The organism is Pseudomonas sp. JV241A, from assembly GCF_900275665.1.
Classification (GTDB): Bacteria; Pseudomonadota; Gammaproteobacteria; order Pseudomonadales; family Pseudomonadaceae; genus Aquipseudomonas; species Aquipseudomonas wadenswilerensis.
This window is the reverse complement of record NZ_OPYO01000023.1, coordinates 115,470-141,040: the sequence shown is the minus strand read 5'-3', so window position 1 is coordinate 141,040 and position 25,571 is coordinate 115,470. Positions and strand designations below refer to the sequence as shown.

The following is a 25,571-nucleotide window of genomic DNA, read 5'->3' as shown; positions in this document are numbered from 1 at the left end:
TTTTTGCTGGCCTCATCGCTGGCAAGCCAGCTCCCACAGGTGCAGTGCATGCCGTCCCTGTGGGAGCTGGCTTGCCGGCGATTGGCGTTCAGCCACGCAACATCGGATACAGCTCTTTGAGCAGTTTGCGCCGGCTGATCACCAGCTGCCAGCGATGTCCGCCCAGCTGTCGCCACAGGCGCGCGGCGCGAATACCGGCGAGCAGCAGGGCGCGAATCTTCGAGGCATTGCTCGGCTGTTGCAGGTGGCGCATGTCGCCGTGTACCTGGATGCGCTGACGCAGGGTGCTCAGGGTGTCCTGGTACAGGGCGCCGCTGGAAGCAATGACGTTTTCATGCACCAGGCCGAAATGCTCGGCCTGGGACTGGATTTGCGGCAGGCGGTTGCCGATCACATCGAGCATGTCGCCGCGCTTGGCCAGCTGACGCTCCAGGCCGAGCATCGACAGTGCATAGCGCAGCGGCTCGCGCTGCAGGCTGCCCGGGTCGCGTTCCAGGGCGCTGGCCAGGGCGCGGTAGCCGTCACGCAGGTTGAGGTCGTCGCCGCCGAACACCTCCAGGGTGTCCTTGGGGTCGCGCACCAGCAGGCTGCCGAGCATGCAGCCAAGGTTGGCCTCGCTGGCCTGGCCGGTGCGGGCGATACGGTCAACCAGCACCGCGGCCTGGAACACGCCACCCAAGGCAATCAACTGCTCTTGCATGGCATTCATGCGCGCGCGCTCCACGGCTCGGCGGTTTCGATCACGCCGCCGCCGAGGCAGATTTCGCCGTCATAGAACACCACCGACTGGCCTGGCGTCACCGCCCGCTGTGGCTCGTCGAACACCGCGCGGTAGCCACTTGCGGTCTGTTCCAGGGTGCAGCCCTGATCGCTTTGGCGGTAGCGCACCTTGGCGGTCAGGCGTCGAGGGCTGGACAGGTCGATGGGGTTGACCCAGAAGATCTCCGACGCCAGCAGGGCGCGCGAGAACAGCCACGGGTGTTCGTTACCCTGGCCGACCACCAGCACGTTGCGGGTGAGGTCTTTTTCCAGTACGTACCACGGCTCGTCACCGGCGTCTTTCAGGCCGCCGATGCCCAGGCCCTGGCGCTGGCCGATGGTGTGGTACATCAGGCCGTGGTGACGGCCGATGACTTCGCCGTCGGTGGTCTGGATCTCGCCCGGTTGCGCCGGCAGGTACTGCTTGAGGAAGTCGCTGAAGCGGCGCTCGCCGATAAAGCAGATGCCGGTGGAGTCTTTCTTCTTCGCCGTGGCCAGGCCGTGTTTTTCGGCGATGGCGCGTACTTCGGGTTTTTCCAGTTCGCCGACCGGGAATAGCGTGCGGGCGATTTCCTTGCCGCCGACCGCGTGCAGGAAGTAGCTCTGGTCCTTGTTCGGGTCCAGGCCCTTGAGCAGTTCGGTGCGGCCATCAGTGTCGCGGCGGCGCACATAGTGGCCGGTGGCGATCAGGTCGGCGCCGAGCATCAGGGCGTAGTCGAGGAAGGCCTTGAACTTGATTTCGCGGTTGCAGAGGATGTCCGGGTTCGGCGTGCGTCCGGCCTTGTATTCGGCCAGGAAGTGCTCGAAGACGTTGTCCCAGTACTCGGCGGCGAAGTTGGCGGTGTGCAGCTTGATGCCGATGCGGTCGCACACGGCCTGGGCGTCGGCCAGGTCTTCGCGGGCGGTACAGTATTCGGTGCCGTCGTCCTCTTCCCAGTTCTTCATGAACAGGCCTTCCACCTGGTAGCCCTGCTCCATCAGCAGGAGGGCGGAGACGGAAGAGTCCACGCCGCCGGACATGCCGACGATAACGCGTGTCTTTTCGGGTTCGTAAAGTGCTGGACTGGTCATAGGTACCGGCTGTGTATCTGGAAAAAGACAACGATTCTATCAGGCTGCGGCCTTCAAGGCATCGTTGCTGTCAGTCGCGGATCAACGCCAGGCTGTGCAGCGGGCCGGCCAGGTAGTCGTCGATGCAGCGCGGTACCAGCTCGCTGCGCCAGCGCTCGGGGTCGGCCAGCAGCTCCTCGCGGCTCAGCCACACGGCACGGACGATGTCGCTGTCCAGGGCGCGCTCGGGATGGTGCTTGAGCGGGCGCGCGGCGAAGCAGATGCGCTGGTAGGTCACACCATTGCTGGGGGCGGTATAGAGGTAGATGCCGACCAGGCCGGTCAACTCGACCTCCCAGGCGGTTTCTTCGAGGGTTTCGCGCAGTGCGGCGTCGAGCAGGCTTTCGTTGGCCTCGAGGTGGCCGGCGGGCTGGTTGAATACGTGCTTGCCGGCCTTGAGCTCCTCGACCATGAGGAAGCGGCCCTGGTCTTCGATGAGGGTGGCGACGGTGATGTGGGGTTGCCAGGTCATTGAGTGGTCCTGTGCTGATTTACCGGGCCTCATCGCGGGGCAAGCCCGCTCCTACAGGGTGGGAGCGGGCTTGCCCCGCGATGAGGTCGCTGAAAAAGCGAAAGCCCCGGTGCGTGGCCGGGGCTTTCGATGTTACGTCAAGCGAACCTTACAGTGCGGCAATCGCGCTGTTGAAGGTCTGGCTCGGGCGCATCACTTTGCTGGTCAGCTCGGCATCCGGGTAGTAGTAACCACCGATGTCAGCCGGCTTGCCCTGAACGGCGTTGAGCTCGGCGACGATGGTCGCTTCGTGCTCGGCCAGGGCTTTTGCCAGTGGCGCGAAGCGCGCTTGCAGGGCAGCGTCGTCGCTCTGGGCGGCCAGGGCCTGGGCCCAGTACAGGGTCAGGTAGAAGTGGCTGCCACGGTTGTCGATACCGCCGACCTTGCGCGCAGGGGACTTGTTGGTGTCCAGGAACTGGCCGGTGGCCTGGTCCAGGGTCGCCGCCAGTACCTTGGCTTTCGGGTTGGTGTAGGCAGTGCCCAGGTGCTCCAGGGAAGCGGCCAGGGCCAGGAACTCGCCCAGGGAGTCCCAGCGCAGGAAGTTCTCTTCAACCAGCTGCTGTACGTGCTTCGGTGCCGAACCGCCGGCGCCGGTTTCGAACAGGCCGCCGTTGTTCATCAGCGGCACGATCGACAGCATCTTGGCGCTGGTGCCCAGCTCCATGATCGGGAACAGGTCGGTCAGGTAGTCGCGCAGTACGTTGCCGGTAACCGAGATGGTATCCTGGCCGGCGCGGATGCGCTGCAGGGAAACCTTCATGGCCTCGACAGGCGACAGGACGCGGATGTCCAGGCCAGCGGTGTCGTGGTCTTTCAGGTACTGCTGGACCTTCTCGATCAGCACGCCGTCGTGGGCGCGCTGCGGGTCGAGCCAGAACAGCGCCGGGGTGTTGCTGGCGCGGGCGCGGTTGACGGCCAGTTTGACCCAGTCCTGGATCGGTGCGTCTTTGGTCTGGCACATGCGGAAGATGTCGCCGGCTTCGACGTCCTGGGACAGCAGCAGGTTGCCCTTGCCGTCAACCACACGGATCACGCCGTCGGCCTTGGCCTGGAAGGTCTTGTCGTGGGAACCGTACTCTTCGGCTTTCTGCGCCATCAGGCCAACGTTCGGCACGCTGCCCATGGTGGTCGGATCGAAGGCGCCGTGTTGCTTGCAGTCTTCGATGACGGCCTGGTAGATGGTGGCGTAGCAACGATCCGGAATGACGGCCTTGGTGTCTTGCAGCTGGCCTTCGGTGTTCCACATCTTGCCCGAGTCACGGATCATCGCCGGCATCGAAGCGTCGACGATGACGTCGCTCGGCACGTGCAGGTTGGTGATGCCCTTGTCGGAGTTGACCATGGCCAGGGCCGGGCGGACGTCGTAGACGGCTTTGATGTCCGCTTCGATCTGCGCCTGCTGCTCGGCCGGCAGCGCCTTGATACGGGCGTACAGGTCGCCGATACCGTTGTTCAGGTTGAAACCGATCTGCTCCAGTACTGCGGCGTGCTTGTTCAGCGCGTCCTGGTAGTACTCGGCAACGATCTGGCCGAACATGATCGGGTCGGAGACCTTCATCATGGTGGCTTTCAGGTGCACCGACAGCAGCACGCCCTTGGCTTTGGCATCTTCGATCTCGGCGGCGATGAACTTGCGCAGCGCCTTGGTGCTCAAGACTGCGCAGTCGACGATTTCACCGGCCTTGACCGCGGTTTTTTCTTTCAGAACGGTGGTGTTGCCGTTCTTGTCCAGCAGTTCGATGCGCAGGCTGTCATCGGCGTCGATCAGCGCGGCTTTCTCGCTGCCGTAGAAGTCGCCCTGGCTCATGTGTGCCACGTGGGACTTGGAGTCGGCAGCCCAGGCGCCCATCTTGTGCGGGTGCTTGCGTGCGTAGTTCTTGACCGACAGCGGGGCGCGACGGTCGGAGTTGCCTTCACGCAGGACCGGGTTCACGGCGCTGCCCTTGATGCGGTCGTAGCGAGCCTTGGCTTCTTTCTCGGCATCGGTAGCGGCGGCTTCAGGGTAATCAGGAATGTTGAAGCCCTTGGCTTGCAGTTCCTTGATCGCGGCCTTCAGTTGCGGAACCGAGGCGCTGATGTTCGGCAGCTTGATGATGTTGGCTTCTGGTGTGGTTGCCAGTTGGCCCAGTTCTGCCAGATGGTCGGCCACTTGCTTGTCGGCGCCGAGCTGTTCAGGGAAGGCAGAAAGGATACGGCCGGCCAGAGAGATGTCCCGGGTTTCTACGGCGATGTCGGCGCAAGCGGTGAAGGCTTCGATGACGGGGAGCAGTGAATAGGTGGCGAGGGCGGGGGCTTCGTCGGTGAAGGTGTAGATGATCTTGGATCGGGTGGGCATATTCGGGTTAACTCTCTGTTTTGCTGAGCGTGCGCAGAATCTCGAGGTGCGCAGGGTAGGCGCTTCGCTCAGACACATCCATGAGCAGAAGGTCGAAGATTCTGGGCGGTGATGGTGGATTGCATCAGTCGAGTGTCAAACGGCTGAACTGCGGTAACAGCCCAGTCTTGTCGGGGCCGCAGGTCTCGTTTCAGACGGTTCGCCCCCAGTGACCCTTTGGTCACCGGGCGAGTATACCAAAGCCTTGGTCGTATTGATCAAGATCAACCCGTCGCAGGGGCTTTTTTAGACCAAAGATGTAGGCGTTGCTGCCCTATCGCAGGGCATTTGCGCACGTGGTTCCCGTTGCCGTTCAACTGGGGTACGCTCAGGGGATCCAGATGACGAACCACACCAAAAAAAACGGAGTGCAGCATGGGATACCAGAAAATCAAGGTTCCGGCAGTCGGCGACAAAATCACCGTCAATGCGGACCATTCTCTCAATGTTCCTGATAATCCGATCATCCCGTTCATCGAAGGCGACGGCATTGGCGTAGACGTCAGTCCCGTCATGATCAAAGTGGTTGATGCTGCTGTAGAGAAAGCCTATGGGGGCAAGCGCAAGATTTCCTGGATGGAAGTCTACGCCGGTGAAAAAGCCACCCAGGTATACGACCAGGACACCTGGTTGCCCCAGGAAACCCTCGATGCGGTGAAGGACTACGTCGTCTCCATCAAGGGTCCGCTGACCACCCCGGTCGGTGGTGGTATCCGCTCCCTCAACGTTGCCCTGCGCCAGCAGCTGGACCTGTATGTCTGCCTGCGCCCGGTGGTGTGGTTCCAGGGCGTGCCAAGCCCGGTGAAAAAGCCGGGTGACGTCGACATGGTGATCTTCCGCGAAAACTCCGAAGACATTTATGCCGGCATCGAATGGAAGGCCGGTTCGCCGGAAGCGACCAAGGTCATCAAGTTCCTGAAAGAAGAAATGGGCGTCACCAAGATCCGTTTCGACCAGGACTGCGGCATCGGCATCAAGCCGGTCTCCAAGGAAGGCACCCAGCGCCTGGTGCGCAAGGCCCTGCAGTATGTGGTGGACAACGACCGCAAGTCGCTGACCATCGTGCACAAGGGCAATATCATGAAGTTCACCGAAGGTGCCTTCAAGGACTGGGGCTACGAAGTGGCCAAGAACGAATTCGGCGCCGAGCTGCTCGATGGCGGCCCATGGATGAAGTTCAAGAACCCGAAAACCGGCCGTGAAGTCATCGTCAAGGACGCCATCGCCGACGCCATGCTCCAGCAGATCCTGCTGCGCCCGGCCGAATACGACGTGATCGCCACCCTCAACCTCAACGGTGACTACCTGTCCGACGCCCTGGCGGCGGAAGTCGGCGGCATCGGTATTGCCCCGGGCGCCAACCTGTCCGACACCGTGGCGATGTTCGAGGCCACCCACGGTACCGCGCCGAAGTACGCCGGCAAGGACCAGGTCAACCCGGGTTCGGTAATTCTCTCGGCCGAGATGATGCTGCGTCACCTGGGCTGGACCGAGGCGGCCGACCTGATCATCAAGGGCACCAACGGCGCCATCGCAGCCAAGACCGTGACCTACGACTTCGAGCGCCTGATGGACGGCGCGACCCTGGTCAGCAGCTCCGGTTTCGGTGATGCCTTGATCAAGCACATGTAAGCGGCACAAGAAAACCGGCCAGTCCTTGCGGGCTGGCCGGTTTTCTTTTGTCTGATCGCCGGCTCAGGCTTCAGTCGTTTGCGGGCTGGGGGTGGGGGAGGCTGTGGTTGGTGCGGTCGCATTCTCGATTTTGACCGCATGCAAGCCTTTGGGGCCCTGGATGATCTCGAAGCTGACGGATTGTCCGGCTTTCAGGGTTTTATAACCTTCCATCTGGATAGCCGAGTAGTGTGCGAACAGATCCTCTGTTTTCCCGTCTTCATTGATGAAGCCATAGCCCTTGGCGTTGTTGAACCACTTGACTTTACCGCTTGCCATCCTCATATCCCTCTGCAAAGGACTCCATCACTGGAGTATCATCCACTCCATCCGCATATGAACCTGCGAAAATTCTGGTTGACTGCGCGGATCTTTATCGACCACGGTGGGTTCTTATTGGTTGTAACACCGTTTTGCCGATAGTCAAGGTGAGGTGACGGCTGTCCCGCGTCGCCTGTGCGGTCAACCCATAAACCAACCTGTCGAAATGATGAAATTCTTTCCATGCATGCACATAGCCAGATTCGACTAACATTCAATCAGGATCGCCCGCAATCGCATGAGGACGATGGTTCTGGCCTGGCGGTACAGGAGGCCAAACCGGCCCTGCAGGCGCCACCCATGTACAAGGTGGTTTTGTTTAACGATGACTACACACCGATGGATTTCGTCGTCGAAGTGCTCGAGGTGTTTTTTAACCTGAATCGCGAGCTGGCGACCAAGGTCATGCTGGCCGTCCACACAGAAGGACGGGCAGTGTGCGGATTGTTTACCCGTGACATCGCCGAGACCAAGGCCATGCAGGTCAACCAATACGCAAGGGAAAGCCAGCATCCGCTACTCTGTGAAATCGAGAAGGACGGTTAATCGCCGGCCACTTGGGTATGAGGTGAAGCTATGTTAAACCGCGAGCTCGAAGTCACCCTCAATCTGGCCTTCAAGGAGGCACGCTCGAAACGTCATGAGTTCATGACCGTCGAGCACCTGCTGCTGGCACTATTGGATAATGAGGCCGCCGCGACCGTTCTGCGCGCCTGCGGCGCAAACCTCGACAAACTCAAACACGACCTGCAGGAGTTCATCGACTCCACCACGCCGTTGATCCCCGTGCACGACGAGGACCGCGAAACCCAGCCAACCCTGGGCTTCCAGCGTGTACTGCAGCGCGCAGTCTTCCATGTCCAGAGCTCGGGCAAGCGTGAAGTCACCGGTGCCAACGTGCTGGTTGCGATTTTCAGCGAACAGGAAAGCCAGGCCGTGTTCCTGCTTAAACAGCAGAGCGTGGCCCGCATCGACGTGGTCAACTACATCGCCCACGGCATCTCCAAGGTGCCTGGCCATGGTGAACACTCCGAGGGCGAGCAGGACATGCAGGACGAGGAAGGCGGTGAAACGTCATCCTCGGGCAATCCTCTGGATGCCTATGCCAGCAACCTCAACGAACAGGCCCGTCAGGGGCGCATCGATCCGCTGGTCGGTCGCGAGCTCGAAGTCGAGCGCGTGGCGCAGATCCTCGCCCGTCGGCGCAAGAACAACCCGCTGCTGGTCGGTGAGGCCGGTGTCGGTAAAACCGCCATCGCCGAAGGCCTGGCCAAGCGTATCGTCGACGGCCAGGTGCCGGACCTGCTGGCCCACAGCGTGGTCTACTCCCTGGACCTGGGCGCCTTGCTGGCCGGTACCAAGTACCGCGGTGACTTCGAGAAGCGCTTCAAGGCGCTGCTCAACGAGCTGCGCAAACGTCCGCAAGCGATCCTGTTCATCGACGAGATCCACACCATCATCGGTGCCGGTGCGGCTTCCGGTGGGGTAATGGACGCTTCCAACCTGCTCAAGCCGCTGCTGTCTTCGGGTGATATCCGTTGCATCGGTTCGACCACCTTTCAGGAATTTCGCGGCATCTTCGAAAAAGACCGGGCCCTGGCGCGGCGCTTCCAGAAGGTCGATGTCAGCGAGCCATCGGTGGAAGACACCGTGGGCATCCTGCGCGGGCTCAAGGGGCGGTTCGAGAGCCACCACAACATCGAGTACAGCGATGAGGCCCTGCGCGCCGCTGCCGAGCTTGCAGCGCGCTACATCAATGACCGGCACATGCCCGACAAGGCCATCGATGTGATCGACGAGGCGGGTGCCTACCAGCGCCTGCAGCCGGTGGAAAAGCGGGTCAAGCGTATCGACGTGCCGCAAGTCGAGGATATCGTCGCCAAAATCGCGCGGATTCCGCCAAAACACGTGACCAGTTCCGACAAGGAGCTGCTGCGTAACCTGGAGCGCGACCTCAAGCTCACGGTGTTCGGTCAGGATGCGGCGATCGATTCGCTGGCGACCGCCATCAAGCTGTCCCGTGCCGGCCTCAAGGCGCCGGACAAGCCTGTCGGTTCGTTCCTGTTTGCCGGCCCTACCGGGGTGGGTAAAACCGAAGCGGCGCGGCAGCTGGCCAAGGCCCTGGGTGTCGAGCTGGTACGCTTCGACATGTCCGAGTACATGGAGCGGCATACCGTTTCGCGTCTGATCGGTGCGCCTCCGGGCTACGTCGGTTTCGACCAGGGCGGCCTGCTCACCGAAGCCATTACCAAGCAGCCGCACTGCGTGTTGCTGCTCGACGAGATCGAGAAGGCCCACCCGGAAGTCTTCAACCTGCTGCTGCAGGTGATGGACCACGGTACCCTGACCGACAACAACGGGCGCAAGGCGGACTTCCGTAACGTCATCGTCATCATGACCACCAACGCCGGTGCTGAAACCGCTGCACGGGCCTCGATCGGCTTCACCCAGCAAGATCATTCCTCCGATGCAATGGAAGTGATCAAGAAGAGCTTCACGCCGGAGTTCCGCAACCGCCTGGACACCATCATCCAGTTTGGCCGCCTCAGCCACGAGACGATCAAGAGCGTGGTGGACAAGTTCCTCATCGAGCTGCAGGCGCAACTGGAAGACAAGCGCGTGTTGCTGGAGGTAAGCGATGCGGCGCGCAGTTGGCTGGCGGCCGGTGGCTACGATGCGCAGATGGGCGCGCGGCCAATGGCGCGGCTGATCCAGGACAAGATCAAGCGGCCGTTGGCCGAGGAGATCCTGTTCGGCGAGCTGGCCGAGCATGGCGGTGTGGTGCACATCGACATCCGCGATGGCGAACTGGTGTTCGACTTCGAGACCACGGCTGAGATGGCGTAAGGCAGGCTGGGGCTGCTATGCAGCCCATCGCTGGCAAGCCAGCTCCCACACAATCCCTGTGGGAGCTGCGGTGCGGCGACCCGACTTGCCAGCGATGCTTTTCCAGAGCCAACAAAAACGCCCGGCATTTAGCCGGGCGTTTTCGTTGGTGTCGCTTAGCGGGCGCGGTAGGTGATGCGCCCCTTGCTCAGGTCGTAGGGCGTCAGTTCGACGCGGACCTTGTCACCGGTCAGAATACGAATGTAGTTCTTGCGCATCTTTCCGGAGATGTGCGCGGTAACGACGTGCCCATTTTCCAACTCCACACGGAACATGGTGTTGGGCAGGGTGTCGACGACAGTGCCTTCCATTTCGAAGCTGTCTTCTTTCGACATGCAGTAAAGCCCTCGGTGTCCAGTTAATGGCCCGGTGCACAGCTGCGCCAGGCAAAAAAAGTGGCGTGCATTGTGCCCGAAAAATGGGCCTCAAGCCAATGATTTCAGTTCAACGTCACCCAACGCTGATTGATCAACAGCTCGATGGGGCGGTACTGGGTCTTGTAGTTCATCTTTTTGCAGTTTTTGATCCAGTAGCCGAGGTAGACCGCGTCCAGGCCCAGGCGCAGGGCTTCGGTGATCTGCCAGAGGATGGCGAAGCGGCCCAGGCTGCGCCGTTCTTCGTCCGGCTCGTAGAAGGTGTATACCGCCGAGAGGCCGTTGGGCAGCAGGTCGGTGACCGCCACGGCGAGCAGGCGGTCTTCCAGGCGGAACTCGTAAAAGCGCGAAAATGGCAGGTCGCGGACCAGGAAGGTGGAAAACTGGTCACGGCTGGGGGGGTACATGTCGCCATCAGCATGGCGCTGCTCGATGTAGCGCCGGTAAAGCTCGAAATATTCCTCTTTGAATGCCGGGCGGCCAGCGTTGACGGTGAGGTCGGCATTACGCTTGAGGATGCGCTTTTGCTGGCGGTTGGGCAGAAAGCGTGCAGCCGGGATCCGCGCCGGCACGCAGGCGTTGCAGTTCTGGCAATGCGGGCGATACAGATGGTCGCCGCTGCGCCGGAAGCCCATTTCCGACAGGTCTGCGTAAACGTTGACATCCATCGGCTGGCTCGGGTCGAGAAACAGCGTGGTGGCTTGTTCGTCTGGCAGGTAGCTGCAGGAATGGGGTTGAGTGGCATAAAACTTCAACCGCGCCAGCTCTGTCATGATCAACCCCTCGGGAGGTGCTTTTGTTTTAAGTGTAAGCCAGCTGGAAAAACTCGCCTAGCAAACCCAGCTGGCGCTGCTGGGCTGGTCGAGATAACGCTGAAGGTAGTCGGCAAAAGTGGCCCGGGCGATGGCGCGGGCGCCGAGGCTGTGCAGGTGGTCGGTAGGCATCTGGCAGTCAATCAGGACAAATCCTGCCTGTTGCAGGTGCTCGACCAGGGCCACGAAGCCGACCTTGGAGGCATTGTCGGCGCGGCTGAACATCGACTCGCCGAAAAACAGCCGGCCCATGGCCAGGCCGTACAGCCCGCCCACCAGTTCACCGTCGCGGCGCACCTCGACCGAATGGGCAAAACCCTGCTGGTGCAGTTTCAGGTAGGCCGCCTGCATGCTGTCGGTGATCCAGGTGCCGTCGGCGTAGTCGCGGGGGGCGGCGCAGGCGTTGATGACGGCGGCAAAGTCCTGGTCGAAGCTGGCCTGGTAGTGGCCCTGGCGGATGAACTTGCGCAGCGAGCGTGACACGTGCAGTTCGTCGGGGAACAGCACGGTGCGCGGGTCAGGCGACCACCAGAGGATCGGCTGGCCGTCCTGGTACCAGGGGAAGCAGCCGTGGCGATAGGCCTGCACCAGGCGTTCGGCACTCAGGTCGCCGCCGGCGGCGAGCAGGCCGTTGGGGTCGCGCAGGGCTTTGTCCAACGGCGGAAAGGTGAGGGTGTCGCGGCTCAACCAGGTCAGCATCGTGGTCCAGTGATGGAAGAGGGGAGGGCACCCAGCATGGCCTGAAAAAGCCTCGCGGGACAAGCCCGCTCCTACAGGCGTGGTGCCTGCAGGCAACTTGCATGACCCTTTGTTGTCACACTTGCACAAAAACACCGCATAAGCCTTTGTCACAAAAGAAAATGCGTGCTCAAATTGCTGTATAGGAAATTGGCCCCCGTTTACGCTTCATTCTGGCGTGCCGCCATGGCGGTAGGCGGGCAGTAATGTTAAAAGTAGTGGTTTGTTGACTGTTCAGTTGGGTCAATCACTGTTGGACGCGCAATGAGCGCAGGAATAGACGCGTTTTGAAGAAATCCACCGCAACACCCAGTCCCTTGCCCGTGCCGCTCTGGCGCCAGCAGCTGCACTATCGGCTCAAGGAAGGTGCGCTGATCGCCGTGGGCGCGCTGTGCCTGTACCTGTGGATGGCCTTGCTGACCTACGACCAGGCCGATCCGGGCTTCAGCCATACCAGCAACGTCGAGCAGGTACAGAACGCCGCCGGCCGTGCCGGTGCCTATTTCGCCGACATCCTGTTCATGGTCCTGGGCTATTTCGCCTACATCTTCCCGTTGCTGCTGGCGATCAAGACCTGGCAGATCTTCCGCGAACGCCACCAGCCGTGGCAGTGGAGCGGCTGGTTGTTCTCCTGGCGCCTGATCGGCCTGGTGTTCCTGGTGCTTTCGGGGGCGGCGCTGGCGCATATCCATTTCCATTCCGCCGCCAGCCTGCCGGCATCGGCCGGTGGCGCGCTGGGCGAAAGCCTCGGCGACCTGGCCAAGAACGCCCTGAACGTGCAGGGCAGCACCCTGATGTTCATTGCCCTGTTCCTGTTCGGCCTGACCGTGTTCACCGACCTGTCGTGGTTCAAGGTGATGGACGTCACCGGCAAGATCACCCTCGACCTGTTCGAACTGTTCCAGGGCGCCGCCAACCGCTGGTGGGAGGCGCGCAACGAGCGCAAGCGCCTGGTGGCGCAGTTGCGTGAGGTCGACGACCAGGTTCACGACGTGGTCGCCCCGGTAGCGCCGGACCGCCGCGAGCAGGCCAAGGCCAAGGAGCGCATCATCGAGCGCGACCAGGCCCTGAGCAAGCATGTAGCCGAGCGCGTGCAGCAGCCGGCACCGGTGATCATGCCGGCCCCGGCCAAGGCGCCGGAACCGAGCAAGCGCGTGCAGAAGGAAAAACAGGCGCCGCTGTTCGTCGACAGCGCCATCGAAGGCACCTTGCCGCCGATCTCGATCCTCGACCCGGCCGAGAAAAAACAGGTCAACTACTCGCCAGAATCCCTGGCCGGCGTTGGCCATCTGCTGGAAATCAAGCTCAAGGAATTCGGCGTCGAAGTCTCGGTGGACTCGATCCACCCGGGCCCGGTGATTACCCGTTACGAAATCCAGCCGGCCGCTGGCGTCAAGGTCAGCCGCATCGCCAACCTGGCCAAGGACCTGGCCCGCTCCCTGGCGGTGACCAGCGTGCGGGTGGTTGAAGTGATCCCCGGCAAGACCACCGTCGGTATCGAGATCCCCAACGAAGACCGGCAGATCGTGCGCTTCTCCGAGGTGCTGTCGTCGCCACAATACGACGAAGCCAAATCGCCGGTGACCATGGCCCTGGGCCACGACATCGGCGGCAAGCCGGTGATCACCGATCTTGCGAAGATGCCGCACCTGCTGGTGGCCGGTACCACCGGTTCCGGTAAGTCGGTGGGCGTCAACGCCATGATCCTGTCGATCCTGTTCAAGTCGGGCCCGGAAGACGCCAAGCTGATCATGATCGACCCGAAAATGCTCGAACTGTCGATCTACGAAGGCATTCCGCACCTGCTCTGCCCGGTGGTTACCGACATGAAGGACGCCGCCAACGCCCTGCGCTGGAGCGTGGCCGAGATGGAGCGGCGCTACAAGCTGATGGCGGCCATGGGCGTGCGCAACCTGGCGGGCTTCAACCGCAAGGTCAAGGACGCCGAAGAAGCCGGCGAGCCGATCTACGACCCGATGTTCAAGCGCGAAAGCATGGACGACGTGCCGCCGCTGCTGAAAACCCTGCCGACCATTGTCGTGGTGGTCGACGAGTTCGCCGACATGATGATGATCGTCGGCAAGAAGGTCGAAGAGCTGATCGCCCGTATCGCCCAGAAGGCCCGTGCTGCCGGTATTCACCTGATTCTCGCGACCCAGCGGCCCTCGGTGGACGTGATCACCGGCCTGATCAAGGCCAACATCCCGACCCGCATGGCCTTCCAGGTCTCGAGCAAGATCGACTCGCGGACCATCATCGACCAGGGCGGCGCCGAACAGTTGCTCGGCCACGGTGACATGCTCTACATGCCACCAGGCACCAGCCTGCCGATTCGTGTGCATGGCGCCTTCGTTTCCGATGACGAGGTCCATCGCGTGGTCGAGGCCTGGAAACTGCGGGGCGCCCCGGACTACAACGAGGACATCCTCAGCGGCGTCGAAGAGGCCGGCAGCGGCTTTGACGGCGGCGGTGGTGGCGGAGACGGCGACGATGCCGAAACCGATGCGCTGTACGATGAAGCCGTGCAGTTCGTGCTGGAAAGCCGCCGTGCGTCCATTTCCGCCGTACAGCGCAAGCTGAAGATCGGCTACAACCGCGCTGCGCGGATGATCGAGGCAATGGAGATGGCCGGTGTGGTCACCGCCATGAACACCAACGGTTCGCGCGAAGTGATTGCCCCCGGGCCGTCCCGCGACTGATGATCCAACCTGCTGGCGGCCAGTGACGGCGGCCAGCCCCTTCATACTGCAACGAGGATTTCCATGCGCCTGATTCGCATGCTGTTGGTTTCCGCTATGGCCCTGTCCAGCGCTTCGGCAATTGCCGCCGATGCCGATGCGGCACGCCTGACCCAGTTGCTGGACAAATCCAGGACCATCAGCGCCAATTTCTCTCAACTGACCCTCGATGGCACCGGCACTCAGTTGCAGGAAACCACCGGGCAGATGGCCGTGCAGCGCCCGGGCCTGTTCTACTGGCACACCGATGCGCCACAGGAGCAGGTGGTGGTGTCGGACGGCAAGAACGTCACCCTGTGGGACCCGGACCTGGAACAGGCTACCATCAAGAAACTTGACCAGCGTTTGACCGAAACCCCGGCACTGTTGCTGTCCGGTGACGTCTCGAAGATCAGTCAGAGCTTCGACATCACCTCTAAAGAGCAGGGCGAGGTCATGGATTTCGTGCTCAAGCCGAAAACCAAGGACACCCTGTTCGACTCGCTGCGCCTGTCGTTCCGTCGCGGCCTGGTCAACGACATGCAACTGATCGACAGCGTCGGCCAACGCACCAACATCCTGTTCACCGCGGTCAAGGCCAACGAGGCGATCCCGGCGAGCAAGTTCAAGTTCGACATCCCCAAAGGTGCGGATGTCATCTCCGAGTAAGAGGTAGTAGCGCCGTCCATGGACCTGTTTCGTAGCGACCCCGTAGCCCAGCCCCTGGCCGCGCGCCTGCGCCCGGCCAACCTGGACGAGTACGTTGGCCAGGAGCACCTGCTGGCCCGCGGCAAGCCGCTGCGCGAGGCACTGGAAGCGGGCGCACTGCACTCGATGATCTTCTGGGGCCCGCCCGGGGTCGGCAAGACCACCCTGGCGCGGTTGCTGGCGCAGTTCTGCGACGCCCACTTCGAGACCGTTTCGGCGGTGTTGGCCGGGGTCAAGGAAATCCGCCACGCGGTGGACATCGCCAAGCAGCAGGCCGGGCAGTATGGGCGGCGCACGATTCTGTTCGTTGATGAAGTGCACCGCTTCAACAAGTCCCAGCAGGATGCCTTTTTGCCGTATGTGGAAGACGGCACGCTGATCTTCATCGGCGCCACCACCGAGAACCCTTCGTTCGAACTGAACAACGCGCTGCTGTCGCGGGCACGGGTCTATGTGCTGAAAAGCCTCGACGAAGCCGCGCTACGCAAGCTGGTCAACCGCGCCCTGACGGAAGAGCGTGGCCTGGGCAAGCGCCAGTTGCGCGTTGGCGACGAAGCCTTCCAGATGCTCATGGCTGCCGCCGATGGCGATGGCCGGCGCATGCTCAACTTCCTCGAAAACGCCTCGGACCTGGCAGAGGATGGCGGTGAAATCGCTGTCGAATTGCTGCAGAGCCTGCTCGGTGACAGCCGCCGGCGTTTCGACAAGGGTGGCGAGGCCTTCTACGACCAGATCTCGGCGCTGCACAAGTCGGTGCGCGGCTCCAACCCCGATGGCGCCTTGTACTGGTTCGCGCGCATGCTCGATGGCGGCTGCGACCCGCTGTACATCGCCCGCCGCGTGGTACGCATGGCCAGCGAAGACATCGGCAACGCCGACCCCCGCGCCTTGAGCCTGTGCCTGGCGGCCTGGGACGTGCAAGAGCGCCTGGGCAGCCCGGAAGGCGAGCTGGCTGTGGCCCAGGCCATTACCTACCTGGCCTGTGCACCGAAGAGCAACGCGGTGTACATGGGCTTCAAAACTGCGCTGCGCGAAGCTGGCGAGCACGGTTCGCTGGAAGTGCCGCTGCACCTGCGCAACGCCCCGACCAAGCTGATGAAGCAGCTGGGCTATGGCGATGAATACCGCTACGCCCATGACGAACCGGATGCCTACGCCGCCGGCGAAGACTACTTCCCTGACCACCTCGCGCCGCGCCAGTACTACCAACCGGTGCCGCGCGGCCTGGAATTGAAGATCGGCGAGAAGCTCAAGCACCTGGCCGAACTCGACCGCAACAGCCCGCGGCAGCGCAGAAAACCATGATTGCCGTGATCGCCGCAGTCAGCGCCGGGGGCATTGTCGGCACCCTGATGCGCTTTGCCACTGCCAATTGGGTCAACGCGCACTGGCCACGCCACTTCTATCTCGGTACGCTGGCGGTCAATCTGATTGGCTGCCTGCTGATCGGCTTGCTCTACGGGCTGTTTCTGCATCGCCCGCTGGTGCCGGTCGAGCTGCGTGCGGGCCTGATCGTCGGCTTTCTCGGCGGTCTTACAACCTTTTCATCCTTTTCACTGGATACCGTGCGCCTGCTCGAAAGCGGGCAGGCGCCGCTGGCCTTCGGGTATGCCGGGGCCAGCGTATTTGGCGGGCTGCTCGCAACCTGGGCTGGCCTGTCCCTGACCAAATTCTGAACCAACGAGAGAACGATATGCTCGATTCCAAACTGTTACGCGGCCAACTTCAGGAAGTGGCGGACCGCCTGGCCTCCCGTGGCTTCAGCCTGGATGTCGCGCGCATCGAGGCCCTGGAAGAACGCCGCAAGGTGGTACAGACCCGTACCGAACAACTGCAGGCCGAGCGTAACGCCCGTTCCAAATCCATCGGCCAGGCCAAGGCCAAGGGCGAAGACATCGCCCCGCTGATGGCTGACGTCGAGCGCATGGCCGGCGAACTGGCCAGCGGCAAGGTCGAGCTGGACGGCATCCAGGCCGAACTGGATGGCATCCTGCTGGGCATTCCCAACCTGCCGGACGAAAGCGTGCCGGTCGGCGCCGATGAAGACCACAACGTCGAAGTCCGCCGTTGGGGCACCCCGCGCGCCTTCGATTTCGAGATCAAGGACCACGTTGCCCTCGGTGAGCTGAGCGGCGGCCTCGACTTCGAAACCGCAGCCAAGCTGTCGGGCGCCCGTTTCGCCCTGCTGCGCGGCCCGATCGCCCGTCTGCACCGCGCCCTGGCGCAGTTCATGATCAACCTGCACACCAGCGAGCACGGCTACGAAGAAGCCTACACCCCGTACCTGGTCCAGGCCCCGGCGCTGCAAGGCACCGGCCAGTTGCCCAAGTTCGAGGAAGACCTGTTCAAGATCAGCCGCGACGGCGAGGCCGACTTCTACCTGATCCCGACCGCCGAGGTGTCGCTGACCAACATCGTTGCCGGCGAGATCCTCGACGCCAAGCAACTGCCGATCAAGTTCGTCGCCCATACCCCGTGCTTCCGTAGCGAAGCCGGTGCGTCGGGCCGCGACACCCGCGGCATGATCCGTCAGCACCAGTTCGACAAGGTCGAGATGGTGCAGATCGTCGAGCCGGACAAATCCATGGAAGCCCTGGAAGGCCTGACCGCCAACGCCGAGCGCGTGCTGCAAGCCCTGGAACTGCCGTACCGGGTGCTGGCGCTGTGCACCGGCGACATGGGCTTCAGCGCGGTGAAAACCTACGACCTGGAAGTCTGGGTGCCGAGCCAGGACAAGTACCGCGAAATCTCCTCGTGCTCCAACTGTGGCGACTTCCAGGCCCGCCGCATGCAGGCGCGCTGGCGCAACCCGGAAACCGGCAAGCCGGAACTGGTGCACACCCTCAACGGTTCGGGCCTGGCGGTCGGCCGTACCCTGGTGGCGGTGCTGGAGAACTACCAGCAGGCCGACGGTTCGATCCGCGTGCCGGAAGTACTCAAGCCGTACATGGGTGGCCTGGAGGTCATCGGTTAAATGGAATTCCTGCCGCTGTTCCACAAACTGCGCGGCAGCCGTGTGCTGATCGTCGGCGGAGGTGAAATTGCCCTGCGCAAATCGCGTCTGCTGGCCGATGCCGGGGCTGTGCTGCGGGTAGTGGCGCCCGAGATCGAAGTGCAACTGGCCGAGCTTGCCCGGCACAGCGGTGGTGAAATTCTCAGCCGTGGTTACCAGCCGGGCGACCTCGACGGTTGCCAGCTGATCATTGCCGCCACCGACGACCAGGCGCTCAACGCCCAGGTCTCGGCGGATGCCCAGCAGCGCTGCGTACCGGTCAATGTGGTCGATGCACCGGCGCTGTGTTCGGTGATTTTCCCGGCCATCGTCGACCGCTCGCCATTGGTGGTTGCGGTGTCCAGCGGCGGCGATGCGCCGGTGCTGGCGCGGTTGATTCGGGCCAAGCTGGAAACCTGGATCCCTGCTGCCTATGGCGAACTGGCCGGCCTTGGCGCGCGCTTTCGGCACAAGGTCAAGGCGCTGTACCCGGACGTCAATCAGCGTCGTGGCTTCTGGGAAGATGTCTTCCAGGGCCCGATCGCCGAGCGGCAACTGGCCGGGCAGGGCGCTGAAGCCGAGCGTCTGCTGCAAGCCAAGATCGACGGTGCCACCTACCAGGCGCCGGGCGAGGTGTATCTGGTCGGCGCCGGCCCCGGTGACCCGGACCTGTTGACCTTCCGCGCCTTGCGCCTGATGCAGCAGGCCGATGTGGTGCTCTACGATCGCCTGGTCGCCCCGGCGATCATCGAACTGTGCCGCCGTGACGCCGAGCGTATCTACGTCGGCAAGCGCCGCGCCGACCACGCCGTGCCGCAAGCGCAGATCAACCAGCAACTGGTCGACCTGGCGCGTCAGGGCAAGCGTGTGTTGCGTCTGAAAGGTGGCGATCCGTTCATCTTCGGCCGTGGCGGCGAAGAGATCGAAGAGCTGGCGGCCCAGGGCATTCCGTTCCAGGTGGTGCCGGGGATTACCGCGGCCAGTGGCTGCTCGGCCTATGCCGGCATTCCGCTGACCCACCGCGACTATGCCCAGTCGGTGCGTTTCGTCACCGGCCACCTCAAGGACGGTACCAGCGACCTGCCGTGGGATGACCTGGTGGCGCCGGCGCAGACCTTGGTGTTCTACATGGGCCTGGTTGGCTTGCCGACCATCTGTGCCGAGCTGATTCGTCACGGGCGGGCGGCGGATACGCCGGCGGCACTGGTACAGCAGGGCACCACGCCGAATCAGCGGGTGTTCACTGGCACCTTGGCCGACTTGCCCAAGCTGGTGGCCGAGCATGAAGTGCATGCGCCGACCCTGGTGATCGTCGGCGAAGTAGTACAGCTGCGGGAGAAGCTGGCCTGGTTCGAAGGCGCCCAGCCTTGAAATCATCGCTGGCAAGCCAGCTCCCACAGGTACTGTATGCACTGCACCTGTGGGAGCTGGCTTGCCAGCGATGAGGCCGGTTTGCCTGGCCTCACACTCCAGTCTTGTTCCAGATTCCCCGCCCCACCAGTCGCTCCCGGTCATGCCCCAGCTCAAAATCCTGCAACGGCCCCTTGGGCACAATCCCGTTCGGATTGATGGTCTTGTGGCTCATGTAGTAGTGCTTCTGGATATGCTCGAAATTCACCGTCTCGGCGATCCCCGGCCACTGATACAGCTCCCGTAGCCAGTTCGACAGGTTCGGGTAATCGGCAATGCGCCGCAGGTTGCACTTGAAGTGCCCGTGGTACACCGCATCGAAGCGAATCAGCGTGGTAAACAGCCGCCAGTCGGCCTCGGTCAGGTATTCCCCGGCCAGGTAGCGCTGGGTGCCGAGCAGCCGTTCCAGATGATCCAGTTCGGCAAACACCTCATCAAAAGCCTGCTCATAGGCCGCCTGCGAAGTGGCAAAGCCTGCCCGGTACACGCCATTGTTGACCGCCGGATAGATCCGCTCGTTAAGCGCCTCGATCGGCCCGCGCAGTGGTTCGGGATACAGGTCCAGGCGATTGCCGGTCAGCTCGTCGAAAGCCGAGTTGAAGATGCGAATGATCTCCGCCGACTCATTGTTGACGATGCGTTGCTCGTGTTTATCCCACAGCACTGGCACCGTGACCCGGCCGCTGTAGTGTGGATCGTCACGGGTGTAGCGCTGGTGCAGGAAGTCCAGGTGCTCGAGCTTGTCGCCGGTCGAGCCGTTGCTCTGGTCGAAGGTCCAGCCATGCTCGCCCATCAGCCAGCTGACCACCGACACATCGATCAGGTTCTCAAGGCCCTTGAGCTTACGCAAGATCAGGGTGCGGTGGGCCCAGGGGCAGGCGAGCGATACATACAGGTGGTAACGGCCGGCTTGCGCGGCGGGCAGGGCGTTGCGCCGTTGCGCGCTTTCGCGCTGGAAAGCGCCGTCTGCGCTGCTTTCATACCACTGGTCATGCCAGCGTCCGTCGATCAACAGGCCCATGCTGAGCTCCTTGGCGATTCGTTCTGAGTTAGAACCCAGTGTACGGAGCTGGGTTCGAACGAATAGCGCAAAGTCCGGGCCTGTTTGATCGGCTTATTCGATCAGTGGCGCTGATCCCAGTAGCGTTGCGCCTGGGCGAAGGCTTCCTCTCGGGATTGACCCAGGCCGCGCAGGGCCAGGGCCATGGTCGCCACCACGGCCAGTTCGCCATAGCTGTTCTGCTCATCACCGCGCCACACGGCCAGCAGTTGCCCGGGCTCAAGGCTCGCCGGTTTGACGTGGCGCTGGGCTACCAGGGCGGGCCATTCTTCATCCCAGTCGAGGCCATTGGCGGTGCCATACAGGTGGCTGCTGGTGTCCGGGTTGATCTCGATCTCGCCACCATCGCCCTTTACCACGATCGCCGTGTCGCCCAGCAGGCGGCTGGCCTCGCGGTGCACGGCCTGGTAGCCGGGGTGGAAGATGCTCTGCAGGCCGCAGCGCGCATTCAGCGGGTTGAGCACCCGTGCCAGGGAATGAATCGGCGAGCGCAGGCCCAGGGTGTTGCGCAGGTCGATCATTCGTTGCAGGCGTGGCGCCCAGTCTTGCAGCGGGATGAACGCCAGCTTGTGGGTGTCCAGCGCTTCAGACACTGCATGCCAGTCCCGGCACAATGGAATGCTCAGCAGTTCCAGCGATTGCTCGGTATACAGCCGCCCGGCCGTGTGGGCGCCGCCACCGTGCAGCAGGATGCGCACGCCGTTGGCCGCCAGGCACTTGGCGGCCAGCAGGTACCAGGGCAAATGGCGCTTCTTGCCGGCGTAGCTTGGCCAGTCCAGATCAACCTGGATCGGCGGCGCCTGCAGCCGCTGACGCAGCGCTTCGGTGAAGCCGGCCAGCTCTTCGGGGCTTTCTTCCTTGTGCCGCAGCAGCATCAGGAAGGCGCCGAGCTGGGTTTCCTCGACCTTGCCGTCGAGCAGCATGCCCATGGCCTCGCGGGCTTCCTCGCGGCTCAGGCCACGGGCACCGCGCTTGCCCTTGCCAAGGATGCGCACGAACTGGGCAAACGGATGTTCGGCCGGGGTTTCGGTGATCAGCGGGGTGAGCTCGGTCATATGCAATTGGTCGGCTTTGGCAGGCCCGCAAGTTTTGCGGCGAGTTTGGCGGGAGTGCCCTTGAACAGGCGGTTCAGGTGCAGGCTGTTGCCTTTTTCCGCGCCCAGCTTGAGCGCGGTGTACTTGATCAGCGGGCGGGTGGCCGGCGACAACTCGAACTCCTGGTAGAAGTCGCGCAGCAGGGTCAGCACTTCCCAGTGTTCCGCGGTCAGCTCCAGGTCTTCATGGGCGGCGAGGGCGCTGGCGACCTCCTCGGACCAATCACCAAGCTCGACCAGGTAGCCGTCTTTATCCAGGGCGATGCTGCGCTCGCCGACAGTCAGGGTGCTCATAGCCAGCTGTTGACCTTGTCATAGTGCAGCGACAGCTCGACGAAGGCCGGGTAGTCGATAGCCTTGCCCAGGTCGCTGATGGTAATGGCGCGGGCCTGCAGGTCTTCGTCCAGGGCGAACAGACGCCCGTCCAGCTGGCTGGCCTGCAGCGTGCGCAGCGGCTCGCTACCGGGCTGCAGGGCATACACCGCATCGCCGCACAGCAGCAGGCCGTCGGCGCTGCCAAGCAGGCGCAGGCAACTGCTCAGGCGGTTGTCGCCAAATGGCGAGTGGCAAATCACGTGCAAGGTGCTCATCAGAGGGTCACCACCTGGTCGAAACGGTCGATCAACGCGGCCAGCGCAGCGTCATCCAGCACCTGTACCGGCAGGCTCAGGGTGTCGGCAGCAAGGCCGCGCTCCTGCAGGCTGCTGCCGGCGGCGAACAGTTCCTCGACACCGAACATCGGCAATGCCTGCAGGTTGGCCGCGAGGTTCTTCTGCTGCAGCTGGGCCGGCTGCTGGCCGGGGGCGAGCTGGAACACGCCGTCATCGAGAAACAGCATGCCCAGCGGCAGGTCGAAGGCACCGCCGGCCAGGGCGATATCCAGCGCCTCGCGGGCGGATGGCCCGGCCCACGGCGCCTGGCGGCTGATAATCAGCAAGGACTTGGCCATCTCAATCGCCTCCAAAGCACATCAGTCGATCGGCGACTTGCGCCGCCTCATGCAACTGGCCCAGCCCGGACAGCTCCCAGGGCGCTGGTAGGTTGACCGCCGGGCGCTGGTAGCGCTGGGCTTCCTCGGCATTGAGCACGCCGCGGCGCAGAGCGGCGGCAATGCACACCACGGCATCGAGCTGCTGCGCGCTGACGAACGCGCGCCACTCGGTGGGCAGGTCCAGCTCATCCTGAGGCGTCACGACATTGCCCGAGGCGCTGTGCACGCCGTCCTGATAGAAAAACAGCCGGACAATCTCATGCCCGCCAGCGAGCGCCGCCTGGGCAAAACGCAGGGCGCGGCGCGAGGAGGGCGCATGGGCCGGAGAAAAAACCGCAATGGCGAACTTCATGGAAGTCTCTTTCAGCAAATCTGCGGGAATGATAAAGCAAAAAGCCCGCAGCAACATGCCGCGGGCTCTTCAGGGCTTACCTCGCCCCCTGTGGGAGCTGGCTTGCCAGCGATGGCTTCAACACTGTCTCAAGCCTTGTCTTTATGCTCCGGCAAGAACCAGTTCAGTACCAGGGCACAAATCCCCCCGGTGGCCACCCCCGACTCCAGCACATTACGCAGTGCCGACGGCATATGCGCGAGGAACTCCGGCACCTGCGCCACCCCCAGGCCCAGCGCCAGCGACACGGCAATGATCAGCAGCGCGCGACGATCCAGGCTGATGCTGGCAAGGATATTGATCCCCGAAGCCGCCACCGCGCCGAACATCACCATCGCCGCGCCACCGAGCACCGGCTCCGGCACCGCTTGGATCACCCCGGCCACGCTCGGGAACAGGCCGAGGATCACCAGCATCGCCGCAATCCACACACCGATATGGCGGCTAGCGATACCGGTCAGCTGAATCACGCCATTATTCTGGGCAAAGATCGAGCTCGGGAAGGTATTGAACACCCCGGCCAGCAGCGAGTTGGCGCCGTTGACCAGCACGCCGCCCTTGATCCGCTGCATCCACAGCGGGCCTTCCACCGGCTGGCGCGAGACCTTGCTGGTAGCGGTCACATCACCAATGGCTTCCAACGAGGTCACCAGGTAGATCACCAGCATCGGAATGAACAGCGCCCAAGAGAAACCCAGGCCGAAATGCAGCGGTACGGGCACCTGGAACAGCGCAGCTTCGTGCATGCCGGTGAAGTTCAGGCGGCCCAGGTAACCGGCCAGGGCGTAACCCACGGCCAGGGCGATGACGATGGCGCAGCTACGCATCCACACCACCGGAATACGGTTGAGGATCACGATGATCGCCAGCACCACGCCCGACAGCAGGAGGTTCTCGCCATTGGCGAAGGTGCCGTTGCTCATCGCCGCAAAGCCGCCGCCCATACTGATCAGGCCGACCTTGATCAGGGTCAGGCCGATCATCAGCACGACGATACCGGTCACCAGCGGGGTAATCAGGCGTTTGACGAACGGCAGAATGCGCGAAATGCCCATCTCCACGAACGAACCGGCAATCACCACACCAAAAATCGCCGCCATCACGCCTTCGACCGGCGTGCCTTGCTTGACCATCAACGCGCCACCGGCGATCAACGGCCCGACAAAGTTGAAGCTGGTGCCCTGCACAATCAAAAGCCCGGCGCCAAAAGGCCCGAAGCGACGGCACTGCACGAAAGTGGCGATCCCGGAGATCACCAGCGACATCGACACGATCAGGTTGGTATCACGGGCCGAAACCCCCAGCGCCTGGCAAATCAGCAGGCCAGGGGTGACGATCGGCACAATGATCGCCAGCAGGTGCTGCAACGCCGCCAGCATCGCGATCAACGGACGCGGCCGGTCTTCAAGGCCGAGGACCAGTTCATTGGCCTGCGCGGGTGCGCCGGGTCCTTGCTCGATTGAACTCATGGGAGTGCTGCCCCGGAAGAAAAAAGGAGCGCATTCTACGGGCCCGCACCCGTTTACGGTAGTGCCTTGAGGCTGGCACCTATCCCTGTGGGAGCTGGCTTTGCCAGCGATGCAAGGCAAAGCCTTGCCAAACCCCACCCACAAAAAAGCCCGCCGAAGCGGGCTTTCTCTCAACGCATCACACCAGCAACCAATCAGTCATCGCGACCCATCAGGCCGAACAGCTGCAGCAGGCTGACGAACAGGTTGTAGATCGACACATACAGGCTGATGGTTGCCATGATGTAGTTACGCTCGCCACCGTGAATGATCGCGCTGGTCTGGAACAGGATGCACACTGACGAGAACAGCACGAAGCCGGCGCTGATCGCCAGCTGCAGGCCGCTGATCTGGAAGAACAGGCTGGCCAGCACCGCACCCATCAACACGAAGAAACCGGCGGTGATGAAACCACCGAGGAAGCTCATGTCCTTGCGGGTAATCAGCACATAGGCCGACAGGCCACCGAAAACCAGGGCCGTCATCGCGAACGCCGAGCTGACCACCTCGGCGCCACCGGCCATACCCAGGTAACGGTTGAGGATAGGGCCGAGCAAGAAGCCCATGAAGCCGGTGAGGGCGAAGGTGGACACCAGGCCCCAGACCGAATCACGCAGCTTGTTGGTGAGGAAGAACAGGCCGTAGAAGCCGATCAGCACCACGAAAATGTTCGGGTAGCCGACGCGCATCTGCTGCGCCACGTAGGCCATGATGCCACTGAAGGCGAGGGTGATAGCCAGCAACCCGTATGTGTTACGCAGGACGCGGCTGACCTCCTGCTGCTCGACCTGCTGGCCGTGATTGACGGCGTAATCCTGTTCGCGCATGGCGACACTCCTGTGGGTTTGAAACGTTCAGATGCAAAGATCATAACAGAGCCGCGCAAAGCGGCCACATAGAGAGTTTGACAGCTTGTTTCATTTCGGTATTATGGCGCCCGCAATACGAGGAAGCGTGGCCGAGTGGTTTAAGGCAACGGTCTTGAAAACCGTCGATGGGCAACTATCCTAGAGTTCGAATCTCTACGCTTCCGCCACTTTCAAAGCCCTGATTATTCAGGGCTTTTTGCGTTTCTGAGGGTCGAAAAATAGGGCCCTGGGAACGCGTTTGGGAATATCGCTTCCAATTCGTTTTGGAATCACTTC

Annotated in this window: 25 protein-coding genes and 1 tRNA gene; 10 read left to right on the top strand and 16 right to left on the bottom strand. The window is 62.6% G+C overall.

Features of this window, described 5'->3' with window-relative positions:
- Positions 1-88: 88 nt before the first annotated feature.
- The 4 genes from hflD to JV241A_RS15145 all read right to left on the bottom strand — a co-directional run bounded on the left by hflD (position 89) and on the right by JV241A_RS15145 (position 4,715).
- The gene (gene hflD, locus JV241A_RS15160) at positions 89-709 is read right to left on the bottom strand and encodes a high frequency lysogenization protein HflD (protein ID WP_045201395.1); all 621 of its coding nucleotides are present in this window, start codon (positions 707-709) and stop codon (positions 89-91) included.
- Entirely contained in the window at positions 706-1,830 is a 1,125-nt protein-coding gene (gene mnmA / locus JV241A_RS15155) for a tRNA 2-thiouridine(34) synthase MnmA (protein ID WP_010226758.1), read from the bottom strand. Before mnmA ends, hflD begins: the two co-directional genes overlap by 4 nt.
- Before the next feature lie 70 nt (positions 1,831-1,900).
- Positions 1,901-2,341: an NUDIX hydrolase gene (locus JV241A_RS15150; RefSeq protein WP_134063337.1), complete on the bottom strand. Its 441-nt coding sequence runs from the start codon at positions 2,339-2,341 to the stop codon at positions 1,901-1,903.
- Positions 2,342-2,489: 148 nt separating this feature from the next.
- Positions 2,490-4,715 carry an NADP-dependent isocitrate dehydrogenase gene (locus JV241A_RS15145; RefSeq protein WP_134063335.1) on the bottom strand — a complete coding sequence of 742 codons (2,226 nt, stop codon included), beginning with the start codon at positions 4,713-4,715 and terminating at the stop codon, positions 2,490-2,492.
- Positions 4,716-5,129: 414 nt separating this feature from the next.
- On the opposite strand from JV241A_RS15145, the gene icd reads away from it, so the two are divergent.
- A complete protein-coding gene (icd, locus tag JV241A_RS15140) occupies positions 5,130-6,386 on the top strand; it encodes an NADP-dependent isocitrate dehydrogenase (protein ID WP_123567421.1) in 1,257 nt (418 codons plus the stop codon).
- Between the two features lie 63 nt (positions 6,387-6,449).
- On the opposite strand, the gene cspD is transcribed toward icd, so the two are convergent.
- A complete protein-coding gene (gene cspD / locus JV241A_RS15135; protein WP_134063333.1) occupies positions 6,450-6,704 on the bottom strand; it encodes a cold shock domain-containing protein CspD in 255 nt (84 codons plus the stop codon).
- Positions 6,705-6,929: 225 nt separating this feature from the next.
- Between cspD and clpS the strand changes: the two genes are divergently transcribed.
- Positions 6,930-7,292 carry an ATP-dependent Clp protease adapter ClpS gene (clpS, locus tag JV241A_RS15130; protein ID WP_009400967.1) on the top strand — a complete coding sequence of 121 codons (363 nt, stop codon included), beginning with the start codon at positions 6,930-6,932 and terminating at the stop codon, positions 7,290-7,292.
- 30 nt (positions 7,293-7,322) lie between these two features.
- Positions 7,323-9,593, top strand: a complete 2,271-nt coding sequence (gene clpA / locus JV241A_RS15125) for an ATP-dependent Clp protease ATP-binding subunit ClpA (RefSeq protein WP_115087757.1) — start codon at positions 7,323-7,325, stop codon at positions 9,591-9,593.
- A gap of 155 nt (positions 9,594-9,748) precedes the next feature.
- On the opposite strand, the gene infA is transcribed toward clpA, so the two are convergent.
- The 3 genes from infA to aat all read right to left on the bottom strand — a co-directional run bounded on the left by infA (position 9,749) and on the right by aat (position 11,517).
- Positions 9,749-9,967 (bottom strand): translation initiation factor IF-1, encoded by a 219-nt coding sequence (gene infA / locus JV241A_RS15120; protein ID WP_002553999.1) that lies wholly within the window; start codon positions 9,965-9,967, stop codon positions 9,749-9,751.
- 104 nt (positions 9,968-10,071) lie between these two features.
- A complete protein-coding gene (locus tag JV241A_RS15115) occupies positions 10,072-10,779 on the bottom strand; it encodes an arginyltransferase (RefSeq protein ID WP_115087849.1) in 708 nt (235 codons plus the stop codon).
- Positions 10,780-10,836: 57 nt separating this feature from the next.
- Positions 10,837-11,517 (bottom strand): leucyl/phenylalanyl-tRNA--protein transferase, encoded by a 681-nt coding sequence (aat, locus tag JV241A_RS15110; protein WP_134063331.1) that lies wholly within the window; start codon positions 11,515-11,517, stop codon positions 10,837-10,839.
- Positions 11,518-11,843: 326 nt separating this feature from the next.
- On the opposite strand from aat, the gene ftsK reads away from it, so the two are divergent.
- From ftsK to cysG, 6 genes are all read left to right on the top strand, one after another.
- Entirely contained in the window at positions 11,844-14,255 is a 2,412-nt protein-coding gene (gene ftsK / locus JV241A_RS15105) for a DNA translocase FtsK (RefSeq protein WP_115087755.1), read from the top strand.
- Between the two features lie 63 nt (positions 14,256-14,318).
- Positions 14,319-14,942 (top strand): outer membrane lipoprotein chaperone LolA, encoded by a 624-nt coding sequence (gene lolA / locus JV241A_RS15100; protein ID WP_115087754.1) that lies wholly within the window; start codon positions 14,319-14,321, stop codon positions 14,940-14,942.
- A gap of 18 nt (positions 14,943-14,960) precedes the next feature.
- The gene (locus JV241A_RS15095; RefSeq protein WP_115087753.1) at positions 14,961-16,286 is read left to right on the top strand and encodes a replication-associated recombination protein A; all 1,326 of its coding nucleotides are present in this window, start codon (positions 14,961-14,963) and stop codon (positions 16,284-16,286) included.
- Positions 16,283-16,657: a fluoride efflux transporter CrcB gene (gene crcB / locus JV241A_RS15090; RefSeq protein ID WP_115087752.1), complete on the top strand. Its 375-nt coding sequence runs from the start codon at positions 16,283-16,285 to the stop codon at positions 16,655-16,657. Before JV241A_RS15095 ends, crcB begins: the two co-directional genes overlap by 4 nt.
- Positions 16,658-16,674: 17 nt before the next feature.
- Positions 16,675-17,955: a serine--tRNA ligase gene (gene serS / locus JV241A_RS15085; protein ID WP_115087751.1), complete on the top strand. Its 1,281-nt coding sequence runs from the start codon at positions 16,675-16,677 to the stop codon at positions 17,953-17,955.
- Entirely contained in the window at positions 17,956-19,344 is a 1,389-nt protein-coding gene (gene cysG / locus JV241A_RS15080) for a siroheme synthase CysG (protein WP_115087750.1), read from the top strand.
- Positions 19,345-19,435: 91 nt separating this feature from the next.
- On the opposite strand, the gene JV241A_RS15075 is transcribed toward cysG, so the two are convergent.
- From JV241A_RS15075 to JV241A_RS15040, 8 genes are all read right to left on the bottom strand, one after another.
- Positions 19,436-20,404 (bottom strand): glutathione S-transferase family protein, encoded by a 969-nt coding sequence (locus JV241A_RS15075; RefSeq protein WP_134063329.1) that lies wholly within the window; start codon positions 20,402-20,404, stop codon positions 19,436-19,438.
- Positions 20,405-20,505: 101 nt separating this feature from the next.
- Positions 20,506-21,498 carry a glycosyl transferase family protein gene (locus JV241A_RS15070; RefSeq protein ID WP_134063327.1) on the bottom strand — a complete coding sequence of 331 codons (993 nt, stop codon included), beginning with the start codon at positions 21,496-21,498 and terminating at the stop codon, positions 20,506-20,508.
- Positions 21,495-21,830, bottom strand: coding sequence for a TusE/DsrC/DsvC family sulfur relay protein (locus JV241A_RS15065; RefSeq protein ID WP_115087747.1), 336 nt, complete (start codon positions 21,828-21,830; stop codon positions 21,495-21,497). The genes JV241A_RS15070 and JV241A_RS15065 overlap by 4 nt, the downstream gene beginning before the upstream one ends.
- Positions 21,827-22,126: a sulfurtransferase complex subunit TusB gene (tusB, locus tag JV241A_RS15060; protein ID WP_115087746.1), complete on the bottom strand. Its 300-nt coding sequence runs from the start codon at positions 22,124-22,126 to the stop codon at positions 21,827-21,829. Before tusB ends, JV241A_RS15065 begins: the two co-directional genes overlap by 4 nt.
- Positions 22,126-22,485: a sulfurtransferase complex subunit TusC gene (gene tusC / locus JV241A_RS15055; RefSeq protein ID WP_134063325.1), complete on the bottom strand. Its 360-nt coding sequence runs from the start codon at positions 22,483-22,485 to the stop codon at positions 22,126-22,128. Before tusC ends, tusB begins: the two co-directional genes overlap by 1 nt.
- A 1-nt stretch (position 22,486) precedes the next feature.
- Complete coding sequence (gene tusD / locus JV241A_RS15050) at positions 22,487-22,879, bottom strand: sulfurtransferase complex subunit TusD (protein ID WP_115087744.1); 393 nt, start codon at positions 22,877-22,879, stop codon at positions 22,487-22,489.
- A gap of 128 nt (positions 22,880-23,007) precedes the next feature.
- Positions 23,008-24,387, bottom strand: coding sequence for a uracil-xanthine permease family protein (locus JV241A_RS15045; protein WP_045201415.1), 1,380 nt, complete (start codon positions 24,385-24,387; stop codon positions 23,008-23,010).
- 194 nt (positions 24,388-24,581) lie between these two features.
- On the bottom strand, positions 24,582-25,253 hold the full coding sequence (locus tag JV241A_RS15040; RefSeq protein WP_036994557.1) for a Bax inhibitor-1/YccA family protein: 672 nt from the start codon (positions 25,251-25,253) through the stop codon (positions 24,582-24,584).
- Positions 25,254-25,374: 121 nt separating this feature from the next.
- Between JV241A_RS15040 and JV241A_RS15035 the strand changes: the two genes are divergently transcribed.
- Positions 25,375-25,462: transfer RNA gene (locus JV241A_RS15035), tRNA-Ser, on the top strand.
- The last annotated feature ends 109 nt before the right edge of the window (positions 25,463-25,571 follow it).